The organism is Methanomicrobia archaeon (assembly GCA_016930255.1).
Classification (GTDB): Archaea; Halobacteriota; Syntropharchaeia; order Alkanophagales; family Methanospirareceae; genus JACGMN01.
Window position 1 is genome coordinate 26,486 of record JAFGHB010000035.1, and the last position, 18,243, is coordinate 44,728.

The window sequence follows — 18,243 nt, forward strand, 5'->3', positions numbered from 1 at the left end:
GAATAACTGGATGAGAGGGAGCCAAAAGCGGTGAAATAGCTTTCAATTCGACTCTCTGAAGGGGGAATTGTAAACAGCTTCTGAGTTTAGAGTGACCCGAAGATGGGCATAACTTGAATACGGTGTAACCTGTATGTTGATTATGCCGCCGTGCGGCGAGAGATACCGAAGGTCGCACGGGAATCCATCGGACTGCGGGAACACTAACCACCATGGCAAGAGAACTCGGCGAGAAGGATATCGCACTCCTGAAGAAGCTCGCGCCTGAGTTAGGAGATATTATCTGCGAGCACGTGCAGATGCCCTTCAGGTCCATATTACCACCGCTCTCCAACCATTTCTCGAAAGACGCGGACGACTTCGAGCGCCGACTTCGAGCATTACGTGACGACGAACTGAGGTATCTGGTGGATATGATCCTTGACGGGTCGGAAAGTCTGTCATGCGTGCCGCCCGATCATGCCGAGGCGTTCATCTCGCTCGTTGCTGAGAAAATTTCGTACGAGGCCGCCGATGAAGTAACAATGGTATATCTCGAGTGGATGTGCTCTTAGAAGGCACGCCTCTCCTGTCACTGCAAACGCTCGAAAAACACCGAACCGCACGCGAAGTGCTGGGATAAACTCGACCTATACGCACGTGTTACGGTTCAAGCATAAATGGAAAGCTTTATATATGCACTCTTTCTTTTGTGTAAGTCACCGTATGAAAAACCTGTTCGAAGATCAGATAAGCGAAGGCGAGATATTTGCAAATAAAAAGGTACTCCGACCTACGTATACCCCCGACACGCTACCGCATCGGGAGAAGCACCTAACCGGTTTAGCTCAGATACTCTCCGCTGCGCTCAAGGGGAAGACAACACCTAATGTGTTGATCTACGGGCATACGGGGACCGGTAAGACCTCTACGGTAAAATTCGTGTGCCGTGAATTTGAGGAGATGGCACGGAAGACCGGCAGTAATTGCGCTCTGCTGTATATCAACAGCGAGATGTTTGATACGCAGTACCGGATTTTTGCCTATATCGCACGGGTATTCAATAAACGTGTCCCTATGATCGGTTGGCCAACGGATCTGGTGTATTCTGTCTTAAAGAAGGAGATAGACGCCGAGGAGCGACACGTCATTGTGACCCTAGATGAGCTTGACCTGTTAGCGAGTAAAGAAGGCGAGACGTTACATAACCTCCTGAAGATTAACGGAGAGCTTAATAATGCGCACCTGAGCGTGATCGGGATTTCAAACGATCCGGCCTTCACGGATTTCTTGGACCCCGGTGTAAAGTCGTCGCTCAGCGAAGAAGAGCTACTATTTTCACCGTATAGTGCCGAGCAGTTGGAGGATATCCTGTACGCACGGGCGGAAATGGCGTTTACTGATGCGGCGCTTGACGATATGGTGTTACCACGCTGTGCAGCCCTCGCAGCCTCGAAACAGGGCGATGCAAAGTATGCTCTTGACCTCCTTCGGGTATCAGGCGAAAATGCAGAGCGGGCACGATCCAAAAAGGTGCGCGAGGAGCATGTACAACTCGCACGCGAGATGATACAGGCGGACAACGTGGCGGAAGAGATAAAGACGCTGCCACTCCACTCAAAGATTGTACTCTCCAGTGTGCTTCTCTTAAGCCGCGATCAAAAAAAAAGAGGCTTTTCCAGCGGTGAAGTGTATAGCATGTATCAGCGATTATGCCGCTATCTGGACACGAGTGCATTAACACCCCGGCGTGTTACTGATTTTGTCTCCGAATTGGACATTCTGGGATTGCTCAATGCGATTATTGTTAACAAAGGGAGATACGGAAGGACCAAGATAATCACTCTGGGTATACCTGAAGACTGTGTGCAACCGGTATTATTCGGGGACTATAAACTGAGAGCGCTCGCGAATATTAGCGAAATAGCGCCGATACCCGTGTAAGGCGACTGAACGAGTTGACACACGCTTAATGGAGCTTTTCACGTGGGCATTACAATAAACCCGCTTAGCAGGCAATTCCAGAGCTGCATTACCGTCCGCGCTTCAGAGCTGCATCATTGCCGTGATCGCAGAACCGATCATTATTAACGCCAGTAACAGCCCTATTATCGTCCTTTGCAATCTGCCACCACTACTGCTATCCTTCTTCACGTGCCCCTTTCTCGCCATCTCATCATGTATCTATACCCCTTGCACTCTATTAATGCCTTTGGTAATTCACGTTTTCCTTCGGCCGTCACTGGAAACGCAGCGGGAAACCAAACGGCGAAGAAACAAATCGAGGTGCTATCACCAGCTATCACCATTCAGCGCACCCATAACTTCAAAAACCTGTACGGCTGTAGAAGTACGTATACAGATTAATAAGACCCATGACAACTGAGCAATCAAAGCCGCTGGAAGGGAAAAAGGGCAGCGCGAAAAAAACGCTTCAGGAAGATGTAAATGAAACCCTGGCGAACATGAAAAGCGGAGATGAATGCATCAGCAATGCGGTAGAAAAGCTGCTGAAGAAGAAGGACGAACTGCCGCCTGTGGGGAACGTCATTGGCGTGGTGAAGAACAGCGGCATACTAGAGGTGTTTGACGAAAAGATCAAGCGGAAATACAAGCTCAAATGAGCGTTGCTCGGCGTTATGTCTATGCTTTAATGAGACATCATCCTTTTACAGCGCATTGCTACTCTTCACCGTACAGGGCTTATTCATCTTTGTCGGTTTGTATCACGGGATTCTCAATTGCGATCTTTATGAGCTCGACTATCCCTTGTTAAAGCAGAGCGGAACATGAATGAACGAACGGGCTAAAACCGAATCGAAAGCACCCGTCTTCGGCTGGCGAGAATGGTTTTCTTTTCTTCCCTTGTTTATAACCTATATCATACTGGGCTTCTACGCTATCTTTCGCATCGAGCCCCTGTTAGCCTTCGGTTACCTTGCTTACATCCTTGCGTTCTATGTTGTGGGTACCTCATATATCTTCTGCGCAAAATGCCCCCATTACGGACAGCGGTGCTCATATATCTTCGCGGGGCTGCTTGCCAAGCGGTTATTCAAACAAAGATACGGAGATTGCTCCCGTATTGAGAGGACGTATCCCGTGGTCGCTCTGATGCTCCTCTTTATCATTCCGATGCTTTTTGTCTTAGATAACCTGTTCTATTTGCTGACCTTACTGGTGCTCATCGTCGTCATGTTTGGCATCGTAAAGCCGTTCATTGTCTGCGCCACCTGCCAGTATTCGCACTGTTTCGGAAAAGCTTTATCAGATAAAGTGAAAAGATAACCCATGGAAGAAACGAACTGTTACGATAACTTCCCCGCATGGATGGCGCTTTTAGCCACTGCGGTTACCCTCGCGATCTACGGCATCGGTGCCTATATTCTGGTGGGATTTAGCATTATCATCGCTATCCTCTACCTGCTCTACTGTCTCTGGATTGAACAAAGGGTACTGCGGCGAAGTTGTGTGAACTGTTTTTATTACGGCAAAACGTGCGGGTTAGGACGGGGCAAGCTCTGCTCGGTACTCTTCGAAAAGGGCGACCCGCAACGATTCGCTGCGGCTGAGATCTCATGGACTGCCATACTGCCTGATTTCCTGGTATTCATCATTCCGCTCGTTGGTGGGATTATCCTCATAATGATGGCGTTTACGTGGCTTCTCGTAGCGCTCGTGGCGCTCTTTGCCATACTGGCATTCGGCGGTACTGCAGTTATACGGGGCTCGTTCGCCTGTAAATATTGCAAACAACGAGAGATCGGCTGCCCCGCCGAGCGGTTGTTCAGTAAAGAAGAAACGCACCATGAATAGGAGCCTTATGTACGTACAGATGCAGAGAGGAGAGAGAGTTAGTTAGTATGTCAGAGCCGCTGAAAGAGTCGGTCTTGAAAGCATTACAGCAGATACCGGGAGTGGGTAGGGAAATTGCTGCGGATCTGTGGGACATAGGGGTTCGTTCAGTGCACGATTTGAACGAGCAGGATCCCGCAGAACTCTATCGTGCGCTTTGTGATCGAAAGGGTATGCATGTTGATCGATGCATGCTTTACGTATTTCGGTGTGCCGTGTATTATGCTTCAAACACGAGCCGTAATCCTGAACTGCTGAAGTGGTGGAACTGGAAAGACGAAGATACGAGGCGGTAGAGAAGGGAAGGCTTTTAGTTAGATGCCTGTCGAAAACACTGGCTCGGTCACGCACGTGAAACGGAACGGGGGTGGAACAACCGCATATCCTTTTAACTTCTACTATGTAAGGAGCAGTTATGAGCACGCTAGAGGAGTTTTCAAAGAGGGACAACTACGCGGCATTGTCAGGAATAACGCTCTTGGAAGTTTCGGAAGGGCGGGCACGAGCGAGGATGGAACTGACCGAGAAGCATCATAATTGCTTTGGGACGGTACACGGCGGCGCGATCTTCACCCTGGCGGATTTCGTGTTCGGCGTCGCTTCTAATTCGCATGGTACGGTTTCCGTGGCTATCAATTCCTCCATCTCGTTCTTTAAAGCGGCATCATCAGGAATTTTATACGCGGAAGCGCGGGAGGTATCGTTTCATCCGAAACTCGCCAGTTACGCCATTGACGTGACGAACGAAGAGGATGAACTGATCGCGTCATTCCAGGGTATGGTATACCGAAAACGGGATAAATTGAAGCTCGAATAGTTAGTTGTGCGCTGCTTTCAGGAGAGATGAACGTGATTGACTTGAAAGATTTGGCTGAGAAAGAAACGCTTCCAGGCTAAATTCGTGCATTCGGCAAACGTGACGGTCTCCTATTGGACTGTCAAAGCGGGGGCGACGCTGCCGGAACATGCGCATCCGCATGAGCAGATTACGAACATGCTCGAGGGCACGTTTGAAATGATCGTTGACGGAGAACAGCAGACGTTGAAAGCCAACATGGTCGTAGTCATTCCTTCTAACGTCCGCCATTCAGGAACCGCGCTCACCGATTGTAAAATCCTCGATGTCTTTATCCAGTACGCGAAGACTATCGTGATCCTGCTGAACGAGGTTGAAAGCGATCTAATCTACTCTACTGCTATTCACCGTAGCAATTGATGCCCGTGAACTTCTCGCGATACGATGCTAACAGCGGTGTCAGTTTTCGGTCTGGCACTTGTACGTTTTTGAGTCGTTCTTCGATCTCAGCATCGCTCAGCTTCACATTGAGCGTCCGGTTCGGGATATCGATCTCGACGATATCGCCGTTCTGGATAGTCCCGATTGCGCCGCCGTTGTATGCCTCCATCTCGATATGGCCAATGCACGGTCCAGACGTGCCCCCGGAGAACCGGCCGTCGGTGAGTAACGCAACCCGTTTGTACCCGGCACCCATGATCACATCGGTTGGCGTGAGCATTTCCGGCATGCCCGGCGCGCCTGCCGGTCCTTGGAACGGTAACACGACGACGTCACCCTCGGCAATCTCTTTTGCTTCGATCGCGTCCAGCAAGTCTTTTTCAGTATAAAACACCTTTGCCGGTCCGGAATGTACCATCATCGATTCATCAACCGCAGTCTGCTTGATGATCGAGCTGTGTGCGATATTTCCTTTGAGGACGGCGATACCGCCTTCAGCGAAGTACGCGTTATCCAGCGTTCTTATAACCGTATCGTCCAGGACCTTCCCTTCTGCTGCGATCTCTTTGATCGATTTACCGTTTACGGTCGGCGAGTCTTTGAGCATAGCCTTTAAACGGTTGAGCATGCCGGGAATGCCACCTGCGCGGTCGATGTCCGCCATTTCGTGCGGCCCTGCGGGAATGATCTTACACAGATTGGGGGTCTCGCGCGAGATCGTATCGAACAGATTAACGTCGATATCAACCCCTGCTTCTCGGGCGATTGCGGGAATGTGCAATACGGTATTGGTCGAGCCGCCCATCGCCATATCGACGCGAATCGCGTTCTCAAACGCGTTTTGTGTCATGATCTCGCGCGGCTTCAGATCGGCCTTTACCAACTCGACGATCCGCTTACCGGTCTCGTACGCCTGCTTCTTCTTTTCCGGGTCGAGTGCCAGCGTCGTCGCACAGCGTGTGACGGACATGCCTAGGACCTCGGTAACCGTTGCCATGGTATTTGCGGTATAAAGCCCGACACATGAGCCGGCCCCACACACCATGTGTGGTAAGAACGCTTCAGCCTCTTCCGCAGTCATCTTCCCCCCTTTTACTTTACCCACGAGCCCAAACCCTTCGATCGGATGGTGCTTCTGACCCTCAACGACATTCGCCTTCATTGGCCCGCCGGTAAGCATAACAGCGGGTAAATTCAGCCGTCCCGCAGCCATCAACATGCCCGGTGTGATTTTATCGCAGTTCGTTACGCCAACCCAGCCATCCATAGAGTGCGAGAGGGTCATGATCTCCACATTATCCGCAATGTGCTCGCGACTCGGCAGGCTGAGCCGCATCTCCACATGCATTGCAATACCGTCACAGACGCCGGGAACGCCCCATTCCAAGGGCACACCGCCGGCATCCCGTATTCCTCGCTTTACTTCCTGCGTTAACGCGTTCAAGTGGATATGGCCCGGGATGATATCGTTATAGCTGTTCGCAACGCCGATAAACGGCTTGTCCAGATCAAAATCCGCTGCCGTGAGTCCTGCGGACAGTAACAACGCCCGGTGCGGTAAGGTCTCTATACCTTCTTTTAAAACGTCCGATCGCATTCTCATCACCCACATTAACAAAGCAAATCGAGCTATAAATAGATGCGGTTATCAACAAGACGTAACAAGGACATGTCTGGATCTCTTTGAGAGAAATAGTAAGTTTTATATGACCTCAGTTAAGTACTTACCAAACCTTTTACTATGGGTGGAAAAAATGGAAAAGAGAAGGATTCATCTCGTTTTAGCATCTTTATGCGTGATTTTTGCGCTGGTATTGACGTTGGGTGTGGCGTCTGCGGAAGAAACGCATGTAGTAAACAAAACCGCTGCTTGCGCTACCGGGGATTACTACTATACCTCGATTCAGGCTGCGGTTTGGAACGCAAGTGATGGGGACACTATCATCGTCTGCCCTGAAGCGACCGCGTATCAGGAGAACGTGATGGTTAACAAATCAGTGACGATCCAGGCGGGATCAGCGCCGGTTGTTGACGCTATGGGCGGCACCGCGATCAACATCACGGCGGATAATGTCACCATCGACGGCTTCAACATCACCAACTGTAGCTACGGTATCAACTGCACCGCGCTCGGCTTCACCATCAAGAACAACACCATCAACGCCAGCGTCGATGGCATCCATCTGTATCTGCACGACATCGGCTGTGACTTGACGGGCACGGAATCGTATGCCATCGGGGATGCCACCATTTATAAGAACGTGATCAATGCCACGAATGACGGGATTTACCTCGATGCCCAGAACTGGAGCCGGAACGTGTCGGGCAATTCAACAGTCGACATCGGCGCCTTTACGATCATTGACAATAACATCAACTGCAATTACGGCATACACGTTCCTCTACTGAAAAATATAGGCGATGAGATGCACGATAATGCTAACTTCTCCTGGGGCGGCTTTATGGTGAATGACAATGTCATTACCAGCAGTGATGATAGCATGTTTTTCGAGGAGTTGGGGCGCTGGGGGTGTTATATGGACAACTATTCAAACTTCACCATGGGCGACTTCATGATTAATAACAATAACCTTACCTCAAACACCGGCTACGGTATTCGTTTCTTTAAGGGATATGGGTATCCTACTGTACCATCGTTTAGAAACGTCGGCTCTCACATGAATGACTCTTCCTCGTTCGTCATGGGCAACCTCACCTTCAACGAGAACGAGATTGAGAGTTACGCTGACGGCATCTCCCTTTGGGAGCTCAGTTATTTTGGCTATAGGATGAATTACTACGATGACGGCAGCGCCTCCTTTGTCATGGGCGATATCGAGTTCAATGACAACGTCATCACCAGCATCGACGATGGCTACTACGGCCTCGATATAGGTAACATCGAAGAGTTCGGCTACGAGATGAACAGAGAGGGTGACGGCAATGCCTCCTTCACTATGGGCAACCTCACCTTCAACGAGAACGAGATTAACAGCAGCTACGATGGCATCAACGTGGGCTCTATTCAAGATTTCGGCTACTATATGAATTACAAGGGTAACGGTAGTGCCTCTTTTGTCATGGGCGACCTCGAAATCAACGGCAACGTCATCAACACCAGAGATGATGAAAAAGGCATCTACTTATACGCGATCGCCAATTTCGGCTACAATATGAACTACAACGGTGACGGCAACGCCTCCTTTGTCATGGGCGACCTCGAAATCAACGGCAACACCATCACCAGCATCGACGAGGGCATCTACATGGATTCGGAGATCTCTCAATTCGGCAACGATCTGTACAGTAATGCATCAGTCCGCATGGGGAATATCACACTCAATGACAACAACATCACCAGCAACAGCAGCGACGGCATCCACACGTCTGGCGACTGGGATGATTTCGGCTATGGGATGCATGATAATGCTTCGTTTAGGATGAATAATGTGGAACTCAGGAACAATACCATCAACGCGAGCGGCTATGGGGTATATCTATCCTATCCGCCATCCTATTTTGGAGCAGAGCTCTACGGCAACGCGTCAGTTAAAATGGGCAGCATCCTTTTCAACGAAAACCACATCACCAGCAGCGATGACGGTCTGTACGGTGACGATCCCCTGGGGCATTCTGGCTACCAAATGGAAGACAACGCCTCCTTTGTCATGGGCAATGTCGAGTTCAGTAGTAACTGGATTGATTCGCAGAATGGAGATGGTATGTATTTCACTGGGATTCAATACTTTGGTTATGAAATGGACGACAATGCTTCGGCAATCATAGGCGATTTCCTCTTCAACGGTAATACGATAACCTGTAGCGGCAGCGGCATTTATGTCGCAGATTTCTATAATGTGGGTTGGTATCTGTATAACAGCTCAAACGTTACGGTCGGGAATATTACCTTCAACGATAACACCATTACGATAACGAGCAGCGATAACGGCATTTACCTCTATGACTTCTATGACTTCGGGTATGGCAGCGATCCTACGGCATCCTTTTCCCTCGGCGAGTTACTGATTGACAATAACACAATCAGGAACGCCGAGTACGGCATCTATCTTAACGAGAGCGATAACTTCACCATCTCGAACAACACCATTAGCGATGGGAATGATGGGATCTACCTGGACCAATGTTTTAACACTACGATTGTATGGAACACGATCGTGAACAACACCGCAGTGGCTACGGGGGCGCATGTGGATGAGCTATCGACCTATAATAGACTGTCGATGAACTGCTTCATTGCGAACCAACCATATCAGGCAATTGACAACGGTACCAACAACACCTTCAGCAGCAACTTCTATTCAGACTACACCGGAACCGGACCGTACCCGATCAATGGTACTGCAAATAATTCAGATAACAATCCATTGGACGAGTGCCCGGTGGGAGGAGCACCAGCACCAGCAGTACCCGAAAAACTGCCTGCCGTAACACCGTTAGGGCTCATCGCGCTGGTCAGTGTGCTTTCGGGTATCATTGCACTGAGCGGACGGAAAAGGGGTAAGAACGAGGAGTAGCTAGCGTAAGCATTCCTCCTGTTTTTTCTGTTCTAAATCTGCCGCTGCCAGTTTCACTCAGGGATGATTAACCCTGTACAGCGCCAGTTGATCTCAGCCGTGCGCGTGTCCTCAGAGACGACGCAAGCCGGATTGCAGCCCTCATGCGGAGTGAAAGGCTCGAGGTCGATCCACCACGTGCGTGTGTATTCGTTGTAGACGTAGGTATCGGTAAGCGTTCCTTCCTGTACGCACGTGCTGTTCTCCGCGATTGCGCGCGCCGCTTCGTACGTCAGCGGCTCAAGACCGCCCTGCGCTTCTGTCGTGTTTACATAGTCAGAAACGAGCGTTTGTGTGAGCATGTCCCACTGTCCGTCAAGTACGGCACCGGTTATCGTACCGTTGATTACCGTTACCTCCGCGTGATGCGGCGTGATCACCTGCGCGAGCACCTGCCCCGTCCGGTCGCCGTAGCCCGCATGCAGCGACTTGAAATCGAACGTGAACATCCAGCAGTACGGGCAGCGCAGGACAATCGTCTGGTTATAGCTCAAGTCAAAGCCGTCGAACTGGTACGTCGACGAGTTCTCGACAAACGTTCGCGCGAGCTCCTTGCTTTTCGCTTCCGTGACCTCAACGTCTGTTTCTGGGGTTATGCAGCCCGCGGTGACGAATGTTCCGATAATAACCAAGACAATTACTAGCTGCGTGCGCTTCATATACCTACGATCCCCCTCTCTTCCAGTTTTTGCTACTATTTTTGTTGTGTCCACATTTAAAAGCTTTGGTAAGCTACAAATGAGATCGAAGTTATAGCGAGGTTTAAAAGCAGAAAGAACAAACTTAGAGTCGATGCTTCAGAATACGAGCGTGAAAGAGGACGATATGGCCGAGGACGCTGATACGGACGATGAGAAGCTGCTCATTCTGCCGTTGAACGATAGGAACTCGAAGAAGATCTCGCAGATCATTTCGAGTGATACCGCGCGCGATATTTTAGAGGCTATTGCTTCTGCGCCGCGATCAACAACGGAGATAGCGGAGCAGCTCGGGATTCCGTTAACCACCGTGCAGTACAATCTGGAGAAGCTCAGCGATGCGGGGCTCGTGAAGGTCGCGCGGACGAAATACAGCAAGAAGATGAAGCCGGTGAAGCTCTACACGCCGCAGCGGAAGCTCGTGGTCATCGTCCCGGAGCAGACGAGCAAGAGGGACGTTATCGCCACCTTGAAGCGGTATTTGGTGGTGGCAGCCGTTGCGGTGGTCGGCTCGGGCGCGATCGAACTTCTGGCGATGCGCAAGGGACGTCAGGCATGGGATACTGGCATTCAGTCGGTACCGGAAGCTGGAGGCGGTGGAGCCCCGATACCAGCGCCAGCATATGCACCGCTCCCAGCACCGTCGCCGGAGAAGACATTTGGTGCAGTTCCGGGGTTTGACTTCTTCGCCCATCCCGGGCTGTGGTTCCTCTTCGGATGCCTGTTCGTCATACTGGTGATGGTCCTTCTGGACTATCGCGGTAGAAAACGGCATAAAAGAGCTTAAACTGATTTTTAGGTGTTCTTATAGCTACGAATCGACTCGTAGCTATGGAAACTGGTTTATAGCCCTGACATCAACGTTGTGTAAGCGAGAAGGCAAAGAAGAAAGAGGCACTTTACAATCATTAAAAAATTAGGAGGTGAGATGAGCAGAAGATGAAGAAACTATGGACGATAAGCGTACTAGCAGTGGTAGCGGTATGCCTGGCTACGGTTGGCTGTTTAGAGAACATTACCGAGGTAAGCGCGGTGAATGGCGAGGGCAATACCACCATCGCGGTTTCCGGAACTGGCATCCTAGAGGTAGCGCCGGATAAGGCGACGGTATCGCTTGGCGTGGAGACACAATCGGGTAACGTCACGGAAGCACTGGCGCAGAACTCGGAGAAGATGGACGCGGTGATTGCGGCCTTGAAACGGCAGGGCGTGCCGAAGGACAGCATCGAAACGAGTTACTTCAGTATCTATCCGGTCAAGGATTACGAGAAACCCGTAGAGGGGATCGTTAGTTACCGTGTAACGAATGCGATAACTGTTGAACTGAGCGATCTGGACACGGTGGGGGGCGTTATTGATACGGCCATCACGGCGGGCGCGAACAGAGTGACGAACGTGGAGTTCGGCTTGACGGACGCGAAGGAGCAGGAGCTGAGGCAAGAAGCGCTGAGAGAGGCCTGTACGGATGCGCGGACAAAAGCCGATGCGATCGCGGGTGGCCTGAGTCTGAAGATCATCGGCGTAGCCACAGCACGGGAAGGGGGCGTCTATACCTACCCATATCGCGCTGGCGGCTACGACGAGGCTGCCATGTATGCCGGATCAGCAATGGCCGTACCCACCCCAATCGAGCCGGAAGACGTTTCAGTCAGCGCGACCATCCAAGTCGAATACAGATGCCTCTGAGGCTCACGGCACTCATGGCGGTATTGCGAAAACTGAATGAACGTTTGAAGCGATAAAAAGTGGGCGTAGCCGCGTACCGTACGTACGCGAGCAAGCTACGCTCTGCTTCCTTTTTACGGGTTCTGCTTAAACGGTGAGCACGTTTCTGCGGTGCGCGTCACAAAGCTTACAGACCCTTCCATGCCTCCTGTTCCATTTTCAGGAACTGCTGGAGCGCTTCGGGATCCATAATGACAACCTCGAACGCGACCTCGGCACCCAGCTTCTCCAGAGGCTCCCGTAACGAGTTCATGAGCATCTGCCGGACCTGCACAGGCACACCAAGGAACGGCAGCGCCAGCGTGATCGTTACCTTATTCCCGTCGACCTTCACGTCCTTTGCAATGCCGAGATCGACCAGCGTCCGTTTAATTGCAGGATGTTTGACCGGCGCGATCGCTGCACGAGCATTCTCTTCCGTTACTGTTTCAGCCATGTTTTTCTTCTCCCTCCTCTTCACTTCGTTTCTTACTACCTTCGGTCATACAAAGGTGACATAGAACATAAACGTTGGCTCATCTCACCGGGCGATTCGAGGTGTGAGCATGATCTTCATTTGGCTCCTTTACGTGCCCCTTGCGCCTTCGCCCAGTAGGACGCGGCCTGTTCCCGTATGCTCGCGATCTCGTCAACGGCGAGACTGCGGACGACACGACCGGGACTCCCGAAGATCATGCTCCCGGGCGGAAAGCTCTTACCCTCGGTGAGCAATGTTCCGGCACCGACAATGCAGCCCTCACTCAACGTAACGTCGTTCATAATGATCGAGCCCATGCCCACCATACAGCCGTCACCGATCGTGCAGCCGTGGACGATGGCGCCATGACCTACCAAGCAGTATTCGCCTATCCGCGTGACGTGCTCATGCTCGGCATGCACGACGCAGTTATCCTGGATATTCGTCCACGAGCCGATATGAATCGCCGTGGGATCGCCTCGAAGCACGGCGTTAGGCCATACGCTGACATGGTCGCCCAGCTCCACGTTTCCGATCACCACACTTGCAGGATCGATGTAGACCGGCTCGGCTAGTTTAGGGTAATAGCTTCCAAAGCGTCTTATAGTGTCCGTCACGTCCGTCCACCCATCACCCCCGTTTTTTAGCGTAGATACAACACACGTATAGAAAGAAGGAAGCCACTTATCATATTTTTACTTTTCAGTACCTGCACATGCCCAGCCCGTGCTTCTCGAAGTACCGCTGATGGTACTCTTCCGCACGCCAGAACGTCGTTGCAGGCACGATTTCCGTTACGATTTTACGTTTGTATGTGCCTGAGTTCTGCAGTCGTTCCTTCGATAATCGCGCCGTTTTTTCTTGTTCCGGGATATGGTAGAAGATAACGGAGCGGTACTGGGTGCCGACATCAGGCCCCTGGCGGTTCAATACAGAGGGGTCGTGGATACGCCAGAAGACATTCAGCAGCTCGTCATATGAGACAACGGAAGGATCGTAGACGACTTCCACAACTTCCGCGTGGCCGGTCGTATCGGTACAGACATCCTTGTAGGTCGGGTTCTCGAACGTGCCGCCCATATACCCAACCGTCGTTTCAAGAACACCCTTCACGCAGCGAAAGTGGGATTCCACGCCCCAGAAGCAGCCTGCACCAAAGGTCGCTTTTTGCATCTTATCATCCTCCGTTCAACCCGGAACACTGATCATGAGATTTGTTCACGGTTAAACAATCACCCGATAACTAATTGTAGTACGGGACCGATATAAGTATAAACTCAATGTAAAGTTAAAAATATGAGAACAGTCTCCGGTCCTGCGCGTACGGTTCAATACCAGCGTTATCCCATCCATGCTCATCCTCGCGGAGATCTCAAAGTGTATATCCGCGGAAATCAAAGAGTTTTCTGAATAGGGGAGAGAGCTTCAGTCGAGGCATAGTTTCATCAAATAACTTATCTCGCTGTAGTTTTATCTCCTTTGTTCATTCCTAAAGTTAGAGAAGAACCATAAAAAGATTGGTGTTAAAACGATCTCACGGCTCCAGCAGCTCAAATCCTAATTGATCATCCAGCACCCGGCGTGCACTCGAATCAGCCAGTTCAAAGAGGACAACCTCAAGAATATGCCAGACCTTCACGCCGCGGCGCACACAACCCGTTACCGCTCTGTCATTCCGACCGCCGGCGATGTGCATGTGCAGCACGGGCTTACCATCTTTATCGGGGAAGATCGTGCCCACGCCTGCGATTTCGTGGACGTCGTCTAAGATGTGCTCCATCGGCGTGATGACTTCACTCCGGCCGTGCTCAGGCCCTACGACGAGCGTGCTGCCTTCGTCTGCGCCGCCAACTGCGATAACAGCAGCTGCGTTAATCGAGTGCTCGATAGCGAAGGCTTCGATCGTCTCATGCAGGACCTCTCCGTCTTCCAGGCGCAGGATAAAGGTGCGGCCCTGGTTTGCCTCAGAGTATTTCATTTGTCAGATAATCTATGAATACCGCTGATAGTTAAATATCTAGGACTAGAGCTTTCAAGCAGGGCTACAAGCGTTTACGAAGAAACCGGAAGTTGGAGATCCATAGAAGGTGAACCGAGCAGCTAACATTTCACCTTGTTTCTCTTCATCAATCAAGTTTACCATCATTAACAATATGCGCACCCTTAAAACCAATGTTCTCAAAGGACTTCAATATTCTTGGGCTAGCATTACGAGATGCTATGTAAATTTTGATTTTTTTATCTCCAATATTTCCAACTCTCGTCCAGATCCAATCATCTTCATCGGGCATACTGTACCTAAAATGAAAAGAGATGTTGCCTTTTCTAATGCAAATGACGAATAAGCCATATTCCACTTACACAAATCATGTGCCAAATCGGAAAAGTAGGCTTTTGAATTCAATTCGGCTTTTAGATCGTCCGGCAAATAACCAATCATCCACGGTCTTTTTTCATTAATCTTATTTTGCTGGAGGTTATATCCCATATCCGTCCAATCAAAAGTATCAAAATAATTATTTTCGTCCGTATAGTAAAGTTTATGAATTTTTTTGGCTGTATTTTGATTATCAGTTTCAAAAACAACATTGAGGCTGCCATGAGGCTTGATAAGTAAGTGTTCTGAATCAGCAGTCTTAGAACTTTTGTTAGTCAATAATGAATCAAATGAATACTTTACCTGCCTAACGTCTAAATTAAATTCATTTTCCCTATAAATCTCACTCACCAACAATTTTTCAAGTATAATATCATAGTTTAAAGAAATCCAAGTGAACCTCTCTCCCTTTGAGATTATGCTGTTCATGTTATCTACGACACTTTCCTTAAAATCGCCAATTTTGTTGAAATCATAGTGATATGCGATCATATTTTTTAATTCTAATTCTAAGACTACTGCTATACTATCTAGAATAGTTAATCCATCGTTCTTTATATATCTCTCATATTCTTCTATTACCTTAGTAATCATATTATTTAGTGATAGATAATCCTCTCTTATCTGCTGATAGTAACCCATTAATGCTTTGGATAAAAAAGCAATATTCCCCCATATATAATTCAAATCTAATCGAATGGCAATGTTGCCGTTACATAGCGCCGAAAGAATTGGAAATAGCTCTCCGTTATTATTAACTGTTTCTTCAATAATATCTTCCGTTGAAGGCATAGGCTCTTTAAGAGCTGCTTTTTGAAAACCCGCCCCTACTAGGCAAACTGGGGAATCCCCTGGAATGGTATCCTTCCAGTCCATAGAAGGTCCCATAATGGTATAGTGAACAGTCCTTGCATTTATATCTTTCGCTATTTATGCTGGCGTTGGATTTCATATCGATCGTTGTATCATAAAGCACCACGAAAGTGCGTGCATGTACCATCGGAATCTTGAAAACCTTTTTACAAATCTTTCCAAGCTTTCTCCTCCGAAGTGTTGCGTCTCTGATAGAAGAACAAATCGCAATGACTTTTCCCTTTCACCCAGTTTCATTCGCAAACACGAAAATCCTTCTTCGGGTCTCAGAAAAACGAAATCCGGCGCGCTCTACATCGGCAATCAATGTTTCCGCCGAACCCCGTGTCTTCTCAAATGACACCACGCCTCCGGGTTTGACGATCCGCCGAAGCTCGGTTAGTACGTCTTCCAGCCCACCGGCAATGTACCGCAGCCCGAAGAGGAACGCAAGGTCAATGCTCTGGTCTGGCAGCCCTGTATTGGCAGCATTTGCGAGCATCGGCGTTACGTTCTTTACACCCTCTGCCTCGATTTTCTCCTTCACACGCGCCACGGCAAGTGGATGCACATCCACGGCATATACAACGCCCTGGGGTCCAACGAGTTTTGCTGCAGGGATCGTAAAATACCCCGGGCCGCAACCGACTTCCAGCACCGTCTGACCCAGTTTCAGGCCGGCAGTCTGTAACAGTTTGTATGGATTTCTAAAATATGGCAGCAGTCGATTATCATGCATCAAAGCGATTATTCTGAACGAGAAATTCGACATATGACGATCCGAGTGCCCTGGTCTTTTGCGCATTTTCTTCTGCTTCTGTTCATCCATTAATTACCCAATACATAAATAGTAAAAAGTCACTACCAGTCGCTGAAGTTAAGCTTCAAGACGAGCTAAAAATAGCCTTTCAACTCTCGCGCTAACTCTTCTGGCCGTTCGAGCACAACCGTCTGCTGGAGCAACAGGGGCATGTACCACGAATCGATACTGAGGTAATTCGGTCGCGGGTTGGGTCGCGCAACAATCTGAAGTCCCGAGAGGAACCCGTCATTTCCCGTCTCCAGCTTCCCAGAATATACGATGAAATTGAATGCCGCAAAGCCCTGATCGTCATAATAGCGTAAAATAGCAGATAACCCGTCAGCCAGAGCTCTTACGTCCTGCGTTGTAAAATCTAGGAAGTTTGATTTTCTTATGCTAGCGCGCGCCTCACAGAAACCCGTCGGTGCAAATGGTGCGTACCAATAAATAGCGTTCTTTCTTACAATTTCTCGATCGGTGTTGACGTTCATCAGATCTATCCAGAAATTCGCATTTTCCGTATTCGCATACCGTTCCGAAGCGTCAATAAGCGTCCTGACTGATTCGAACGGATATTCTTGCATCGAAAGCTGCATGTGATAATGGACGAGACTTGCACCCGCGGGTGGCAGGTAATTGCCGCCGATCACGGGATACCGGAGTTTACCGTTTTTCTGATACGCCTTCTTTATACACTCCAGTGCGGCGGTGAGGAACCTGTACAGCAAATCCGGGGTGAACTCGTTGAGCGAGAGATAATGCACGTCCGGTGCCGTGATCACCGCTTCGAAATCCGTACGCGGGAAGAGATTGGGAAAGACACGGACGCCGTTAACCGTAATTGAGTGCTCATCCAGTTGGTCTGGCGAAAATTTCGCGGCGATCTGATCGAGTACAGGGTGGCAGAACGGGCACTTTTCCTTCGACTCTTCAACCATTGTCTTCAGCCACTTCTCATCACGAATGCTGTAAAACTCCGTCCACTTCTCCTTCAAATGCGGACAAATAATCGAAACCCTCCCCGTCAAAGGGTCCCAGCGATATTCCAGTTCGTAACTCACGGGCGTTCCGTCAGGTGTCAGAACCTCCACCGGTTTTGTTTCGCGTTTGAATTCGATGGGCATTTGGTTGATCCTCCCGATTTGGTTCGTATGGCAATAGCGATGCCATTTTCTTGAAATAAAAGACACTCGTCCTTTTATTTATATGTTTCGCTCATCCTCTGAAACGGATGGCCTGTGAACCGATAGGAAGCAATTTTTTAAACTTTTTATGCTTTTGATACAAACACAGAATACCGGGAGGAAAAGGGGGGGTCGAATTTATTCACCTCCCAAGACGAAAAATTATACCCCCCCTCTTTTTCCCTCGGTCAACCAGAGATTTAGGAATAGTGTGCAGATTCATATCTCGTCTGATTGTGCCTTCCGAGGTCGCCAACGCGGTCTTTGCGATTCGATTATAAGGAATTGATACGCCATTTATATGCGGGTGAATAAACTGAGTAGACGGTTTTACTGCTCAGATCGGGCAATGTTTTTATTCATTCACAATATAAGCGCTCATTCTAGAGTTAATACAATCCTCAGAGGAATACGAAATGCGGGTATTTGTACTGGGTTATGGACAGGCAGGAGGGCGAGTTGCGGATACGTTTGTAGAGCATGCGAAGAAGACCGGGCAGAAT

Annotated in this window: 19 protein-coding genes and 1 pseudogene; 11 read left to right on the plus strand and 9 right to left on the minus strand. The window is 49.5% G+C overall.

The window, feature by feature from the left end; translation table 11 throughout:
• Positions 1–212 precede the first annotated feature (212 nt).
• The 8 genes and pseudogenes from JW878_05500 to JW878_05535 all read left to right on the plus strand — a co-directional run bounded on the left by JW878_05500 (position 213) and on the right by JW878_05535 (position 5,007).
• Positions 213–554 (plus strand): hypothetical protein, encoded by a 342-nt coding sequence (locus JW878_05500; GenBank protein ID MBN1762516.1) that lies wholly within the window; start codon positions 213–215, stop codon positions 552–554.
• A gap of 151 nt (positions 555–705) precedes the next feature.
• A complete protein-coding gene (locus JW878_05505) occupies positions 706–1,923 on the plus strand; it encodes an ORC1-type DNA replication protein (GenBank protein MBN1762517.1) in 1,218 nt (405 codons plus the stop codon).
• A gap of 431 nt (positions 1,924–2,354) precedes the next feature.
• Positions 2,355–2,603: a hypothetical protein gene (locus JW878_05510; protein ID MBN1762518.1), complete on the plus strand. Its 249-nt coding sequence runs from the start codon at positions 2,355–2,357 to the stop codon at positions 2,601–2,603.
• Between the two features lie 169 nt (positions 2,604–2,772).
• A complete protein-coding gene (locus JW878_05515) occupies positions 2,773–3,267 on the plus strand; it encodes a hypothetical protein (protein ID MBN1762519.1) in 495 nt (164 codons plus the stop codon).
• 3 nt (positions 3,268–3,270) lie between these two features.
• The gene (locus JW878_05520; GenBank protein ID MBN1762520.1) at positions 3,271–3,795 is read left to right on the plus strand and encodes a hypothetical protein; all 525 of its coding nucleotides are present in this window, start codon (positions 3,271–3,273) and stop codon (positions 3,793–3,795) included.
• 47 nt (positions 3,796–3,842) lie between these two features.
• A complete protein-coding gene (locus tag JW878_05525) occupies positions 3,843–4,130 on the plus strand; it encodes a helix-hairpin-helix domain-containing protein (GenBank protein MBN1762521.1) in 288 nt (95 codons plus the stop codon).
• Between the two features lie 119 nt (positions 4,131–4,249).
• A complete protein-coding gene (locus JW878_05530; protein MBN1762522.1) occupies positions 4,250–4,651 on the plus strand; it encodes a PaaI family thioesterase in 402 nt (133 codons plus the stop codon).
• A gap of 26 nt (positions 4,652–4,677) precedes the next feature.
• A pseudogene (locus JW878_05535) lies at positions 4,678–5,007 on the plus strand (cupin domain-containing protein).
• Between the two features lie 23 nt (positions 5,008–5,030).
• Here JW878_05535 and ilvD read toward each other — a convergent pair.
• Positions 5,031–6,668, minus strand: coding sequence for a dihydroxy-acid dehydratase (gene ilvD / locus JW878_05540; GenBank protein MBN1762523.1), 1,638 nt, complete (start codon positions 6,666–6,668; stop codon positions 5,031–5,033).
• Between the two features lie 157 nt (positions 6,669–6,825).
• Between ilvD and JW878_05545 the strand changes: the two genes are divergently transcribed.
• On the plus strand, positions 6,826–9,606 hold the full coding sequence (locus JW878_05545) for a right-handed parallel beta-helix repeat-containing protein (GenBank protein ID MBN1762524.1): 2,781 nt from the start codon (positions 6,826–6,828) through the stop codon (positions 9,604–9,606).
• Between the two features lie 53 nt (positions 9,607–9,659).
• Here JW878_05545 and JW878_05550 read toward each other — a convergent pair whose 3' ends face one another.
• A complete protein-coding gene (locus tag JW878_05550; GenBank protein ID MBN1762525.1) occupies positions 9,660–10,304 on the minus strand; it encodes a hypothetical protein in 645 nt (214 codons plus the stop codon).
• Positions 10,305–10,437: 133 nt separating this feature from the next.
• Between JW878_05550 and JW878_05555 the strand changes: the two genes are divergently transcribed.
• Together JW878_05555 and JW878_05560 are read left to right on the plus strand one after the other, a co-directional pair.
• Complete coding sequence (locus JW878_05555) at positions 10,438–11,130, plus strand: helix-turn-helix transcriptional regulator (protein MBN1762526.1); 693 nt, start codon at positions 10,438–10,440, stop codon at positions 11,128–11,130.
• Positions 11,131–11,282: 152 nt separating this feature from the next.
• The gene (locus tag JW878_05560; protein ID MBN1762527.1) at positions 11,283–12,029 is read left to right on the plus strand and encodes an SIMPL domain-containing protein; all 747 of its coding nucleotides are present in this window, start codon (positions 11,283–11,285) and stop codon (positions 12,027–12,029) included.
• A 166-nt stretch (positions 12,030–12,195) separates the two neighbouring features.
• Here the strand turns inward: JW878_05560 and JW878_05565 are convergent, their stop codons facing one another.
• The 7 genes from JW878_05565 to JW878_05595 form a co-directional block, all read right to left on the minus strand.
• Entirely contained in the window at positions 12,196–12,504 is a 309-nt protein-coding gene (locus JW878_05565; protein MBN1762528.1) for a DUF59 domain-containing protein, read from the minus strand.
• 116 nt (positions 12,505–12,620) lie between these two features.
• Positions 12,621–13,130 (minus strand): gamma carbonic anhydrase family protein, encoded by a 510-nt coding sequence (locus tag JW878_05570; protein MBN1762529.1) that lies wholly within the window; start codon positions 13,128–13,130, stop codon positions 12,621–12,623.
• A gap of 97 nt (positions 13,131–13,227) precedes the next feature.
• Positions 13,228–13,698 carry a peptide-methionine (S)-S-oxide reductase MsrA gene (gene msrA, locus JW878_05575; GenBank protein ID MBN1762530.1) on the minus strand — a complete coding sequence of 157 codons (471 nt, stop codon included), beginning with the start codon at positions 13,696–13,698 and terminating at the stop codon, positions 13,228–13,230.
• 361 nt (positions 13,699–14,059) lie between these two features.
• Positions 14,060–14,503: a DNA-binding protein gene (locus JW878_05580; GenBank protein ID MBN1762531.1), complete on the minus strand. Its 444-nt coding sequence runs from the start codon at positions 14,501–14,503 to the stop codon at positions 14,060–14,062.
• 240 nt (positions 14,504–14,743) lie between these two features.
• Positions 14,744–15,778 (minus strand): hypothetical protein, encoded by a 1,035-nt coding sequence (locus tag JW878_05585; GenBank protein ID MBN1762532.1) that lies wholly within the window; start codon positions 15,776–15,778, stop codon positions 14,744–14,746.
• A gap of 220 nt (positions 15,779–15,998) precedes the next feature.
• Positions 15,999–16,583 carry a methyltransferase domain-containing protein gene (locus JW878_05590; protein MBN1762533.1) on the minus strand — a complete coding sequence of 195 codons (585 nt, stop codon included), beginning with the start codon at positions 16,581–16,583 and terminating at the stop codon, positions 15,999–16,001.
• A gap of 65 nt (positions 16,584–16,648) precedes the next feature.
• Entirely contained in the window at positions 16,649–17,680 is a 1,032-nt protein-coding gene (locus JW878_05595) for a hypothetical protein (GenBank protein ID MBN1762534.1), read from the minus strand.
• Positions 17,681–18,243 lie beyond the last annotated feature (563 nt).